Annotated in this window: 12 protein-coding genes; 4 read left to right on the top strand and 8 right to left on the bottom strand. The window is 48.2% G+C overall.

The features are described 5' to 3' along the window. Positions 1-210: 210 nt before the first annotated feature. Positions 211-948, bottom strand: coding sequence for a hypothetical protein (locus tag JIE71_RS05245; protein WP_228284552.1), 738 nt, complete (start codon positions 946-948; stop codon positions 211-213). 301 nt (positions 949-1,249) lie between these two features. Next, positions 1,250-3,358: a lytic transglycosylase domain-containing protein gene (locus tag JIE71_RS05240; RefSeq protein WP_199507680.1), complete on the bottom strand. Its 2,109-nt coding sequence runs from the start codon at positions 3,356-3,358 to the stop codon at positions 1,250-1,252. 546 nt (positions 3,359-3,904) lie between these two features. Here JIE71_RS05240 and miaB point away from each other — a divergent pair. Continuing rightward, positions 3,905-5,368 carry a tRNA (N6-isopentenyl adenosine(37)-C2)-methylthiotransferase MiaB gene (gene miaB, locus JIE71_RS05235; protein WP_199507678.1) on the top strand — a complete coding sequence of 488 codons (1,464 nt, stop codon included), beginning with the start codon at positions 3,905-3,907 and terminating at the stop codon, positions 5,366-5,368. Positions 5,369-5,446: 78 nt separating this feature from the next. Here the strand turns inward: miaB and JIE71_RS05230 are convergent, their stop codons facing one another. Beyond that, positions 5,447-5,671: a hypothetical protein gene (locus JIE71_RS05230; RefSeq protein WP_199507851.1), complete on the bottom strand. Its 225-nt coding sequence runs from the start codon at positions 5,669-5,671 to the stop codon at positions 5,447-5,449. 22 nt (positions 5,672-5,693) lie between these two features. Beyond that, the gene (locus JIE71_RS05225) at positions 5,694-6,908 is read right to left on the bottom strand and encodes an RtcB family protein (RefSeq protein WP_199507677.1); all 1,215 of its coding nucleotides are present in this window, start codon (positions 6,906-6,908) and stop codon (positions 5,694-5,696) included. Between the two features lie 143 nt (positions 6,909-7,051). Here JIE71_RS05225 and JIE71_RS05220 point away from each other — a divergent pair, with 143 nt between their 5' ends. After that, positions 7,052-7,198, top strand: coding sequence for a hypothetical protein (locus JIE71_RS05220; protein WP_199507676.1), 147 nt, complete (start codon positions 7,052-7,054; stop codon positions 7,196-7,198). 534 nt (positions 7,199-7,732) lie between these two features. On the opposite strand, the gene JIE71_RS05215 is transcribed toward JIE71_RS05220, so the two are convergent. The 3 genes from JIE71_RS05215 to JIE71_RS05205 form a co-directional block, all read right to left on the bottom strand. Then, positions 7,733-8,461: a LysE family translocator gene (locus JIE71_RS05215; RefSeq protein ID WP_199507675.1), complete on the bottom strand. Its 729-nt coding sequence runs from the start codon at positions 8,459-8,461 to the stop codon at positions 7,733-7,735. 365 nt (positions 8,462-8,826) lie between these two features. Then, positions 8,827-10,044, bottom strand: a complete 1,218-nt coding sequence (argE, locus tag JIE71_RS05210) for an acetylornithine deacetylase (RefSeq protein ID WP_416232014.1) — start codon at positions 10,042-10,044, stop codon at positions 8,827-8,829. A gap of 367 nt (positions 10,045-10,411) precedes the next feature. Next, positions 10,412-11,065: a UPF0149 family protein gene (locus tag JIE71_RS05205; RefSeq protein ID WP_199507672.1), complete on the bottom strand. Its 654-nt coding sequence runs from the start codon at positions 11,063-11,065 to the stop codon at positions 10,412-10,414. A 192-nt stretch (positions 11,066-11,257) separates the two neighbouring features. On the opposite strand from JIE71_RS05205, the gene JIE71_RS05200 reads away from it, so the two are divergent. Further along, positions 11,258-11,707: a hypothetical protein gene (locus tag JIE71_RS05200; protein ID WP_199507671.1), complete on the top strand. Its 450-nt coding sequence runs from the start codon at positions 11,258-11,260 to the stop codon at positions 11,705-11,707. Positions 11,708-11,790: 83 nt separating this feature from the next. Continuing rightward, a complete protein-coding gene (gene zapA, locus JIE71_RS05195; RefSeq protein WP_228284551.1) occupies positions 11,791-12,168 on the top strand; it encodes a cell division protein ZapA in 378 nt (125 codons plus the stop codon). A 99-nt stretch (positions 12,169-12,267) separates the two neighbouring features. Here zapA and JIE71_RS05190 read toward each other — a convergent pair whose 3' ends face one another. Next, entirely contained in the window at positions 12,268-12,570 is a 303-nt protein-coding gene (locus JIE71_RS05190) for a hypothetical protein (RefSeq protein WP_323126911.1), read from the bottom strand. Between the last annotated feature and the right edge of the window lie 41 nt (positions 12,571-12,611).

The following is a 12,611-nucleotide window of genomic DNA, read 5'->3' as shown; positions in this document are numbered from 1 at the left end:
AAATGCAGCAGGCTTATCTTTTGTGATGTGGTGGTTATGATTATGCTGCTTTAAACCGAGGGTTAGTGTAGCACTTCATTTCACAAGCCGTCTAGGGACAATCAAATATCGACTTTGGGCAATATTGTTACATTTTATACATATAGCGATATTCATCACGCAACAAAATAATCTTTATACACGCTGATGATGCGGTATGCGTACAAGCGATTATTTGCCACCTGAGATAATAAAGTTGTTGCCGCAGTTATCAATGACATTTTCGCATTGTCCAAAGCCATTACCGTCATAGCAGACACGCACTTGCGTCAATACAGACTGGCGACGATTGCCATCTTGGCAAATAAGATCAAGGCTGCCTGCGCGCATGCCAGAATTTAGGCGCAGCATTTGATTAACAAAGCTGGATTTAGATACCGTGTAGCTGTTGCCTGTATTCAGCTCACGAGGCAATTCAAGCTCACTTGCCATATTTACGATTTGGCGAAAATAGATACTGCTGCTATAAGGGCTACATGCCCCATAGCGCTGCCATGCTTGGGTACGGATGGTACTGTCGGGCATGATACGGTTGACGACTTTTAACTGTAGCGGGGTTAAGCGCGGCTCACTGCGATTGTTACAGCTGCTGCCATAGCCCAAATCCAGCCCCGATACGGTGAGCGAATATCCTTCTAAGCATTGGCGCAAGCGTGAGCGCGAGCTTTGCATACTACACAATGCGGGCGCCATCTCAATCATGAGTACGCGTGAGTTGTTGGCAGCGTGCGCTGGTATCATCATGCTTTGCAGCACAGCGGCGGCCGCAATAGGCATAAGATAGATGGGCAGGGACAGACGGGGTAAGAGAGGTTTTGATGTTTTGGTCAAAGAGGCTGCGGCAGACGTAGTAGAGGGCGTCGGTATTGAGGCCATATCATCTGACAATGTGGGAGAACTTTTTATCATAATCAACAAAGTATTTAGCAATAATCAACTGGCAAGCACACGAGCATGCCTATTGACCTACCTGTGTACCCAAAACGATTTAAGCATTTATAGAAAACATGCAGCATAAAATTGGCCAGCGTTGCCATCCAACTTTGTTTAAGGCCGCATAAGCAGACGCAAACTAATGTCATGTTAGCAAACTGCTTTTTTTTATCTATAGCAAGTACGTAACTTTTCATCAGTTGACACGTCTGAAGCTTAATTTTGAGCCTACTGCGCCCGCCTATCGCTAAATACGACCGATAAGCATAGCATATAACTAATAGCTGGCAGGTATCACACCCATGCGCTGACTTATCGGTAAATTGCGCCCCAGCAAATGACTGTAGATCGTGGCGTTTTCCATCACGTGCTTCACATAGTTGCGTGTTTCAGGATAGGCAATCGTTTCAACATATTGGTCAGCAGCGAGCGAGCCGTATTCTGGCTGCCAGCGTTTGGCTTTGTTTGGTCCTGCATTGTAGCCTGCGGTTGCAAGGACAGGCTGATAGTTAAGCTTGCCCAAGATATCGCTCATATACCATGTGCCGTAGCGGATATTGGTATCCCCGCTATTGGCGCGGCTCGCACTGTAAGACTCGCCCAAATTACGTGCAATGTACTGCGCCGTACCAGGCATGATTTGCATCAAACCACTAGCGCCCACATGGGAGCGCGCCGAGGTCACAAAGCGGCTCTCTTGACGTATGATGCCGTACGCCCATGCAGGGTCAATACCCACAGATTCACTATAGCGTACCACGCTCGATTGGTGCGGCATCGGGTGCGATAGCGCATAGCTGTCCACGCTGTCCGCATTGTCAATGGCATAAATGGCACGGTCTAGCCAGCCGATATCATAGGCTTGACGAGCGGCGGCAATAAGTAACTGCTCATCATTGTTGTCGCGGGCTTGTTTGACGGCCCAATTCCACTCACGGTTGGCATAAGCGCGGCTGGCGTCGGCATTGTACAAGGCAAAGGCACGAGCAAAATGCGGGTCCTGTAGAGCGCGAGCTTGGTCTTGGCTGCTGACATTGGGCAAGGTAGAGCCATTTCGTGCGGTAAAACGCTGCCCAACTTTGTCCTTTGCCATCAGACCATAGTAGTCGTTGTGTGTTGCTAAATTTTGGTAGATGCGCGTGGCATTATTACGCTGTTTGCTGTCATTAGACGCTGCATAGGCACGCGCCAGCCAGTATTGCCATTGGTTTTCTTTTTGTGTTTCGCTGTCCATTTGGGTAATGGCCGCAATCACATCATCCCAGCGCCCAAAGCGAATACCCGCCATGGCATAGTCTTCGGCTTCTTCAAAGTTAAAGTCATTGTCCAAGCTCTTACGGAACCAATCGACCGCTTGCGCGTCAAAGCCATCATCGGTATTAAAGTTCATACGTTTGACGCCCAATATACGATAGGCGTAGCGCCGCGTTTCGTCAGACAACAGATGCTGGCGGCGCTGGTCATCGGTGCGGATGTCGGATTCAAGCTGAATGCTTGCCTGACGATAAGAGTCGTCGGTAATGCGTCCAAGCGCATAGAGGTACAGATATTGATTGAGCTGGCTATACGGCTGGCTTTGCATGTCGTTAATAAAGCGCGTCGGCGAGCGTTGAATGTTGCTCAGCATGTCGTAGCTGATGGGCGTGCCAAGACGTGTTGACAGCGCCATGATGTCGCCTGTCTTACCCACACGCAGCATACGTTTGAGGCGCGACTCGCGGTCTTTATTACTAATCAAAGGATTGTCATTCATCTCCATCGCTAGCTGATCACACAGTGCGGGCTGCTTTTGCGTGGTTAGCCAAACATTGGACTTTTCAGACAGTGAGCGTATGGTGTCGCCGCCATGATTAAAGCCCAAGGCCACCGCGCAGCGCTCGCTGCTGTCGGCATTGGTGATAAGATTTGCCACTTGACGCACCGCACCATAGTCGCCCGCTGCTGCTTTGTCTTCAGCATAGTCCGCGACCAGCTTTTCTGCCATCACTGAGCCTTTGTACTGGCGCACAAACTGGATAATGGTCGCAGGGCTTTGCTCAACCAAGCGGTCGTTTAACCGCCAATAGGTCGGATACATGGCAAACAAACCGCCACTCATCAGCTGCTCATAGTTATACAGCGAGCCGATATCGCCTTGCCCTGATGCCCGCAATGCGTCGGAAAAATAGTTGACGCTGCTGTCGGTCTGATAGTTTGGGTTATAACTGCTATAACTGGCAGGCTCAGCGCAGGCGGCTTGCATTAAGCTAAGCGCGCCCAATGTCGCTGCTGCGCCAAACAGCTTTGCCCCTAAGGTGTTTGACAAATAAGGCTTGGTCGATGCCACATCGGACTGCTCTGTACGGCACGTAGAAAAAGACGGTGCGGCGTTGGTCGGCTTTGCCATAATAACTCTCTGTATTGTTTGCTAAAAAGTCTGCTTTAATAATCGCAGCAAAATATTCAAAAATGGGCAAACGCTGAACATATATTTTTCATTCAACACGCCCTAATCAGGACACGCCCTAGCTCTCTTGACATATTGTTATAGCGCGTCCATGGCGATTACTGATGTTTAGATACAGTATAACGCTCTCATCATACTATACTCAGGCCACCTCGCCCACGCGACTTACCTTTTGTTAAAAAATAAGACAGCAATCTGTAACACGCACGTGTCATCGGCGCGATATCCTGCCCGTATTTATAAACCGCGAAGTAAAACGCGAAGTGGCTTATGATAAGCACTTGATAGTATTGCAAATAGTTTGATAGATTTCTAGTCGATATCGACGCGCAGCTTTTCCCATTGCTTTTAGATTGTGCTAAAATACGCCACCGTTTGACCCTGTAATTTTGCTATCGACAGTGCTAGTGGATAGCGAACGGTCTTATTTTTCGGTACTTTTTTAATTTTTGGTTTTGATTTTTTAATCACAATGGATAGTCGCTTATGAGTGTTTCTGTATTTAATCCCCGCCTTGATGACAGCGCAGACACCCAATCGAGCGCTGACCATACCCAAGCCGCGCCAAGTGCGGACGCGCCTGTTAAAAAAGTGTTTATCACCACCCAAGGCTGTCAGATGAACGTCTATGACTCCGACAAGATGGTCGATGTCTTGGGCGACTCGCATGGCATGCAGGTGACGCACGACATCAATGAAGCCGATGTGCTCTTGATGAATACCTGCTCTATCCGCGAAAAGGCACAAGAAAAAGTATTTTCTGAGCTGGGTCGTTGGCGCAAATTGAAAGAGAAACGTCCTGACTTGGTCATCGGCGTTGGCGGCTGCGTGGCATCACAAGAAGGCGACAATATCCAAAAGCGCGCGCCGTATGTCGATATGGTGTTTGGCCCGCAAACCTTGCACCGCCTGCCTGAGCTGTACGACCAATCGCATGAACAGCGTAAAATCGCGCCCAAAGACCGTATTGGTACGGTGGACGTGTCGTTCCCAAGTATTGAAAAATTCGACTTTTTGCCTGAGCCACGCGTCGAAGGTTACAAGGCATTCGTCTCAATTATGGAAGGCTGCTCAAAGTATTGCTCATTTTGCGTCGTGCCGTATACGCGCGGCGAAGAGCTGTCGCGTCCATTAGATGACGTGCTTGCTGAGATTGACAACCTTGCTGCCCAAGGCGTGCGCGAGATTAATCTACTCGGTCAAAATGTGAACGGCTATCGCGGTGAAAAAGACGACGGCAGCATTTGCCGCTTTGCGGAGCTATTACATTATGTGGCGCATATTGACGGCGTTGAGCGCATCCGCTATACCACGAGCCACCCGCTAGAATTTACCGATGACATCATTGATGCCTATGCCAAGCTGCCGCAGCTAGTATCGCACTTGCATTTGCCTGTACAAAGTGGCTCAAATGCCATTTTGGCAGCGATGAAGCGCAACCACACCATTGATGTGTATATCAATCAGATTAATAAGTTAAAAGCGATACGTCCTGACATTCACCTATCGAGCGATTTTATCATCGGCTTCCCAGGCGAGACGGATGAGGACTTTAACGATACGCTGCAATTGGCAAAAGATTTGAACTTTGACCACTCATACAGCTTTATTTACTCCAAGCGTCCCGGCACGCCTGCCGCTGAGCTGCCTGATGATGTGAGCTTTGCCACCAAAAAAGAGCGCCTAGCCACCTTCCAAAAAGTCATCGTCGATTCGACTTTGCAAAAAACCCGTGAAATGGTCGGCACCACCACCCGCGTCTTGGTCGAGCAAATCGCTGACCGTCATCCTGATTGCTTGATTGGTACTGCGGACAACACGCGTACCGTGATGTTCCCTTACGATATCGACAAGCGTGACGAGTTACTGGGCAAAATCGTCCAAGTCAAAGTGACCGACTTTGTCAGCCCGCATATGGTCAAAGGCGAGCTGCTAGAAGTCTTGGCATAAGTTGCTTGACCGCTTAAACAAAAAAAACCGTTCTGTGAGGAACGGCTTTTTTATGGATAAATGTACTATCAATGGTGTTCATTGCGCGTTTAGCCAATCCACCTGCCGCAAATTGCGCTTTTGTGCGTGACGCTGCTTTTTGTGTTGCAGGCGCACATCATCTTTGGCATGGACGCCACCTTTTTTAAGCAGCGGGTCATTGGCAAGTGGATTGCGCGGCTTGATGGCTGGCAAGGACAGTTGCCCGTCTTTTGCCGCCGCGTCAAGTTGCCGCGCGGTTTTTAAGGTTTGTTTTAAGCTCATTATTTTATCCTTTCTAATTTTATTAGCCCTTGATACACATCACTTGTTTTAGCGTATGCACCACTTCCACAAGGTCACTTTGGTTGGCCATCACCGTATCAATATCTTTATAAGCGCTTGGGATTTCGTCCATCACGCCTTTGTCTTTGCGGCATTCCACGCCATCGGTCTGCGCTTTTAGCTCATCAATGGTAAAGGCGCGTACCGCCTTGCCACGACTCATACGCCGCCCTGCCCCGTGTGAGCAGGAGCAAAACGACTCAGGCTCGCCGCGCCCACGTACGATAAAGGACTTTGCGCCCATTGAACCGGGAATAATGCCCAGCTCATCTTTATAGGCGCTGATCGCCCCTTTGCGAGTTACATACACCGATTCGCCAAAATGCACCTCTTCATTAACATAATTGTGATGACAGTTAATCGCCTCTTTAGTCGGGCGAAAGCGTGGCAGACCCGCTTTAGGCGACTGCATCACCTGCAATATCAGACGCATCATCTCCGTGCGGTTGTGCTGCGCGTATTCCTGCGCCCAGCCGACCGCCTCGATATAGTCATCAAAGCTTGCCGAGCCTGCGGCAAAATACGACAGGTCACGGTCAGGCACATGACCAAAGCGCGACTGATGCTCTTTTTTGGCAAGGTTAATAAAATACTGACCAATGCAGTTGCCAATGCCGCGACTGCCTGAATGCAGCATCACCCACACGTCTTGATTTTCGTCAAGGCACAGCTCGATAAAGTGATTGCCGCCGCCGAGCGTACCCAGCTGCTTTGCCCACGTACGCTCAAAGCCCTTGAGCATCTTTAATAACCCAGGATGCTTGTCGGTAATCGGCTGTAAAAGCTTTGCCAGTGGGTTTAAGGTCGACATCTTTGCTGTGATTTGCTGATGCATGTTAAAGCCTACAGGGACTTTTTCTTCAATCAGACCTCGCAGCGCCTTTAAGCTGTCGGGCAAGTCAGACGCAGTCAGCGACAGGCGCACCGCATTCATCCCGCAGCCGATATCCACACCGACCGCCGAAGGAATGATTGCCGACTTGGTCGGTATCACACTGCCCACCGTCGCGCCCTTGCCCACATGCACATCAGGCATCACCGCAATGTGTGAATGCACAAATTCCAGCTGCGCCAAGTTGCGTAACTGCTGAATGGCATTGATGTCCACCTCATCGGTATAAATCTTGACAGGCACGCCATGTTTGCCACTTTTATTTAATATCTGTTTAATGCTCATAATCCAAACTCTTTTTATTTATTCATATACTTTATTTATTTTTAAAACCATTAGGCAATACTCACCCCTCTTAAATAAATAAGATAAAAATAAATAATAAAATTAATTTTTAATTTAAATAAAAAAGTTAAAGACAGCAAAAAATGCAGACAGCAGCTGTGGTGTGTCAGCGCATGGCTCAGCAAAACGCATCGCTCGGCAAAGCGCGAAAACACACAGGCAGCCGCGTAGCGCCAGTATGCACACAAGGCAACAACCAAGCGCAGCATCGGCAACAGGACGACAGATAACGTCAAGGACAATAAAATAACGGTAGGCAGATAAGTACAGTGCAGTGCAGTGCGCTGCGCTTATAGCAGCGGCTCAGACCTTAATGACGAGATAAGAAAACCGTCACATATGCATACTGATTGGGCAATGCCTTATACAATAAAGGCAGCACGCATCAGCACAGCAAGATAGGTATCTGAATAATACTGGTAATTAAATGATTAAAACTTATCGAATCCGTACGGCAAAATTATCGCGATGACATCTGACATCGACACTGTCTTTAACACGGGCAGTACATGATGATGGGACATGATAATTCCTCCGTAGGTTGCTATCAGCGCAAGTGAGTCCCAAGCGATGATAAGTGAATGACAGCTGATGAAAAACATCAGCGTAGGGATAATGAGATTAAGCAGCTGCCATGTATGAGGCGCTACTTAATATAGCCAATATAATAATAAATTTATTTTTTATGTCAAGTTTTATTTTTAAATAAATAAAAAAAATTTAAAAATTAAAAGTTATTTATTCTAAATGCCTTTATATTTTTCTTATATTTTTAACAACACTTCTGCCAATAACGCTGCGGCAATCAAAACAAAAATCCCACCACAAAAACGATTGAGCCATAGCAGACGGTCGCCGACATTCAGCCAGCCTGCCAGCTGCTTGCCACCAACCGTGTATATCATCTGCCACAGTGTTTCGCTTGCGAACATACCGATGGTGAGGAGCAGATATTGTGGGAACAGCGGCGCGCTAAAGTTAATAAACTTTGGGAAAAATGCCGCAAAGAACAAAATCGCTTTAGGGTTCGATAGCGACACCCATACGCCCGTGCGGAACAGCTTGCCACGGCTGGGCATCGCTTTTGCGCCCACGTTCGTGCCTTGTGCTTGCGCGTAGGCATAGCCGTTAGCGTCATAATTATTGGGCGTGTAGTCGTCTGTATCAAATGCATCGACATCCGCAGGTGTACCAAGCCCGTTGTCACCACCGCGCTCATACCACGCGCTGACACCCAAATAAATCAGATACAGCGCGCCCACCACCTTGACGACTTCTAATAACCACGGCATCTCGCGGCTAATCACATCAATACCGAGTAAAGTTGATAATAAGAGTATTAATAAGCCAACGCTCAGTCCTGCCAGCGTCCACAGCGTGCGCTTAAAGCCGTAATTTAGACCGTATTGGAATGCCAGCAACATGTTCGGGCCTGGTGTCGCGGAGATAAAAAACACGCTAACAAAAAACACCATAAATAGCTGTAACGACATACTGACAGTTCCTTAACGACGACTTTTAAAGCAAAAAAAAATGCAGCACAAAATCATGTGCCGCTCGAGGGCGTATTATCATTTAGATAGCGAGGTTTAAAATGAGATAAATCGTAGTTAAACAAGGAAAAAATTGTAGAGAATATAGGCATATTCACAAGATTTTTGACGCTGTTTGGCAAGATTTAGCCATTTTAAGACCGCTAAATTCTTAAATGGTCTAATTGATGATACGCCCCAGATACTATACATATGTTGGAATACATTTGCGCGGACTTTCTTGTACTTTTGCGTACAAAGCACAAAGCGCACGGTTTAGCCCGTGCGCTTATGATGGGTCATAACATTTGAGGGCAATAAATGCCTTATGTATCCGCTTGGCAATGGCTCAGTAAGCGCGCCAAAAACGCATCGCAGCGCGCCATATCATCAAGTGGCACGAACTCATTGGCTTTGTGCGCCTGCTCAATGCTGCCAGGACCACAAATAATGGTCGGAATCCCCGCATTGGTAAACTGCCCACCTTCGGTAGCGTAGCCAACCTTATGCCGCGCATCGTCGTCAATCAGCCCCGCCACCAGCGTTTGTAGGGCAGCGCTGTCGGCATCGGTCATCGCGGGTACGCTCTCTTCTTGTAGCAGCTCAATATCGGTTTCGGGCGCACGCGCTTGCATGGTGGCGCGTAGCTCGGCGATTTTTTCTTCAATCGGTACTAAGATATCGTCTTGCGTCATGTGCGGCAAGTTACGATAATCAAAGGTAAACTCGCACAGATTGGGCACGATATTGGTCGCTGTACCGCCTTTTATCGTACCGATGGACAAGGTCGAATACGGCACGTCAAACAGCGCATCGACGTCATCGCGGCGGCTGATACGCTCAGCAAGGCTGTCCACATAGCCGACCAGCTGGCTGGCATAGCTGATGGCATTGACGCCTTGCGCGGTCAATGACGAATGCGCCGACTTACCATGTACGCGGCAACGATAGACGGAGATGCCTTTGTGCGCGACAACCATGCTCATATTGGTTGGCTCGCCAACGATGCAATAATCAGGTGCGATACCACGGTCTGCCAAGTCTGCCAAAATCAGCGGCGCACCTAAGCAGCCCACTTCTTCATCAAACGACAGTGCCAAGTGCAGGGGGCGTTTGAGCTTGCCAGCATTGGACAAGCGCACCGCTTCGGGCACGATAGACAGCGCGCAGGCAATAAAACCTTTCATATCACAAGCGCCGCGCCCGTACAGCTTGTCACCGCGAATGGTGGCGGCAAAGGGGTCGCTGTCCCAGTCTTGACCATCCACAGGCACGACATCGGCATGCCCTGACAACACCACGCCGCCTGAGACTATCTCCTGCGCTGCCCCTGCGGGCACGGTCACGAACAGATTGGCTTTGGTGTGCTCGATATTGTGCGTCAAGGTCGGCTGTAGCCCAAGCGATTGGCAATACGCCTGCACGTCCTCAATTAGTGCCAAATTGGAATAGCGACTGACGGTATTAAAACCAATTAAACGTGTCAGCCAATCGATACTGTTTTGTGGGTGGCTGCTGTTTGCCTCAATGCTGCGGCTGTCCATGCCTTGAGGGTTGTCATTGATAGATACAGACATCGTGCCTCCTTCTTATATCGTTATCATTTATTGTCTATTTATAGCGCTTATGGCAAGTGGCGGTCATGCAAAAAAAGGTAGAAAAATGTATTACAAAGAAAATGCGTGCTTTATCAACGCAAAGGGCATAAGGGTAAAGGGTACGCCATGCATCAAGCTTGCCTACATGACGTTCTTATAAGATATGGTAGAACCCAAATAAAATTGTTATACCTTCAAAAACATGCTCGATTAAAGGCTATTTTTCTTGCTTGCTGTGACTGCGTCTCCAGAGGCTACGAAAAATAGCCTTTAATCTTGCTGTACCACTTTTGAATTAATTTGACTATAGGTCTTACGACGGGGTGTTTTGGTTCATCGCGTCAATCACAGGCGGCATTGGCTTTTGCGTGATGCCTTCTGCTTGCTGTTCTTTCACGGTTTTGGCGTCCATTGGCAAGCCTGCGATGAGTGACAATGACTTGACCGCTTTACGCTTTCTGGTCGCAAAGCTGACAGGCACCATGCGCGCAAACTCATATAAGTATAAAAATGCCTCTTCGCCGCCTTCGAAATCCTCTTCTTCTTCCAAGCGAATCGCGCCAATTTTTGCCAAATCAGACAGCATTTCGTTTTCTTCGGCAGTGATGTTGCAATCGGACACACCAAAACCTGTCATAAAGCCATTTGCCCAGCCTTTTAGCGCCATTACGCGCTCGTATAGATCGTGCTCATCATCAGGCAGTAATGGATTATAGGCGTAAGCTTCATCTTTGTCTTTGAGCTGAAATACCGTGTCTTCGGCTTCTTCGGTCAATAAGGTTAGCGCAGGCTCTGGCAACGGCGCAAAGCTTAATTCATTCAGCAGTACCGCCCAGCCATCTTCATCGGGCGCATGACACGCAGTCATCAGTCCTGTCATCAAGCCATGCAGCTCACTGATACTGACGTCTGTCCAGTCGTTAAAAGCGGCTGACCAGTCGTTCCAACCTGAGATATTGTCATTCATAATCTATCGTCCTACATATAGACTGACCATCATAGCCCTACGCCACTCGCAGTGCTACCGCCAATCTTAAGAAAAACATACACAATCGGTGCAATTACTTTGTTGATATAGATATTATGTGGTCACCTATGGCATTATTAAATATCGCGACTCTAATTCTTCGACGCTCAATAATAAGGTTAAAAACTGACTATGTATGAACAACTAAAAATTCTAGAAGCCATGATACTTGACATCAAAGCGCAGTATCACAAGGTCAGTACCGAGCTTCAGCATCTAAAAAACCAGCCAAAAACCGATGACCGCGACCTAAACCAGCTCCAAGCGCAGCGCGACAACAGTATTGCTGCCCATGAGCGCGCGCAGCAGCAGTTGACCGACCTTGATAACCGTTATCAAAGTCTGGCCGAAGCGCATCACATGCTGGGCGAAGAGCACGAAGAGCTACAAAACCAAATCGAAGAATTGCAGCACCGCAATACCCGCCTTGAGCAACAAAACCAGCTGTTTAAACAACAAGCCATGGACATCAAAAAAATCAACCATGAGCTACAAGAAAAAAACCAGCTGGCGGCGGAGCGCACGCAAGTGGTACTAGAGCGCCTAACGCAAATTGATCAAATGGATTTAGATAACGACTAAGCGCCTATCCAAAAAAAGCCTAAAGTCAAAAACGCATACAGCGCATCGCCTGAGCAAATTTACCCAACTTTTTAGGAATGACCATGACCGACCAGCCTACCGCGCCTGAGTACGAAGAAGACCACGCGCCCGAACAACCAAGCGCCCCACAAATAATAGATGAGAACCCTGTCAAAAAAGTCAGCATCGCCATCGCAGGTGTGACCTACAGCATCTACTGCCCTGCCGACGAAGAAGCCAACCTACGCCAAGCGGCCAGCTATATCAATAACTTTGTATTGGATGTTAAAAAAGACGCGCCAAACCTTGCGCAAGAAAATTTGCTGCTGCTTTCGTGCTTAAACCTGTATGAAAAAGTGCAAAAACGCGACCAAGCCGATGAAGACTCGCGTCACAGCGAAGAGCAGTCAAACGCGCTATTAAACAAAATCATCGAAGACGCGCACTCGGTACTACATTAAGTCATACGGACTGACGCCACCATAACGCAAAAACGCCATTTTGTTTATGGCGCTTTGGCAAATGGTGGTGTGTTTTTTAATTCTAGTTTTGCTGGCAGCTTATTTGCTACTTGGCTCAGGGTGTGCTGGTGCTATCGTGCCGCGTGCCTTATGAAACTCCGCTTGGTGCTCATAATTACAAAAAAACCAAGACCCCGCCTCGCCCGTCTCTGTGGCATTCGGATTGTTTTCTAGCACGCCGCGATACTCTGCCAAGCTGTGCCCGCAATAATCACAGTTACGCGGTGTGGTCACGTCGCCTTCTTTAGGCATCATACTCTGTGGCGGACGTGGGTACATAAACTTAAAAAAGCCCCACATCACAATCCAAATAATAATCAGCGTGGTAATCAAAGCAAACACAGGAAAGCTCCTTAAATAAAGCGCGCACTGACACCCAAGCG

The sequence above is a fragment of the Psychrobacter sp. bablab_jr014 genome (assembly GCF_016464015.1).
Lineage (GTDB): Bacteria > Pseudomonadota > Gammaproteobacteria > Pseudomonadales > Moraxellaceae > Psychrobacter.
This window is presented reverse-complemented; position numbering and strand designations above follow the sequence as displayed.

Excerpts from the sequence above, each read along its gene's own strand:
- JIE71_RS05230 (WP_199507851.1), bottom strand. The coding sequence starts at position 5,671 with ATGAGCTTAAAACAAACCTTAAAAACCGCGCGGCAACTTGACGCGGCG.
- JIE71_RS05200 (WP_199507671.1), top strand. The coding sequence starts at position 11,258 with ATGTATGAACAACTAAAAATTCTAGAAGCCATGATACTTGACATCAAA.
- argE (WP_416232014.1), bottom strand. The coding sequence starts at position 10,044 with ATGGACAGCCGCAGCATTGAGGCAAACAGCAGCCACCCACAAAACAGT.
- zapA (WP_228284551.1), top strand. The coding sequence starts at position 11,791 with ATGACCGACCAGCCTACCGCGCCTGAGTACGAAGAAGACCACGCGCCC.
- JIE71_RS05215 (WP_199507675.1), bottom strand. The coding sequence starts at position 8,461 with ATGTCGTTACAGCTATTTATGGTGTTTTTTGTTAGCGTGTTTTTTATC.
- JIE71_RS05240 (WP_199507680.1), bottom strand. The coding sequence starts at position 3,358 with ATGGCAAAGCCGACCAACGCCGCACCGTCTTTTTCTACGTGCCGTACA.
- miaB (WP_199507678.1), top strand. The coding sequence starts at position 3,905 with ATGAGTGTTTCTGTATTTAATCCCCGCCTTGATGACAGCGCAGACACC.
- JIE71_RS05225 (WP_199507677.1), bottom strand. The coding sequence starts at position 6,908 with ATGAGCATTAAACAGATATTAAATAAAAGTGGCAAACATGGCGTGCCT.
- JIE71_RS05245 (WP_228284552.1), bottom strand. The coding sequence starts at position 948 with ATGATAAAAAGTTCTCCCACATTGTCAGATGATATGGCCTCAATACCG.
- JIE71_RS05220 (WP_199507676.1), top strand. The coding sequence starts at position 7,052 with ATGCAGACAGCAGCTGTGGTGTGTCAGCGCATGGCTCAGCAAAACGCA.
- JIE71_RS05205 (WP_199507672.1), bottom strand. The coding sequence starts at position 11,065 with ATGAATGACAATATCTCAGGTTGGAACGACTGGTCAGCCGCTTTTAAC.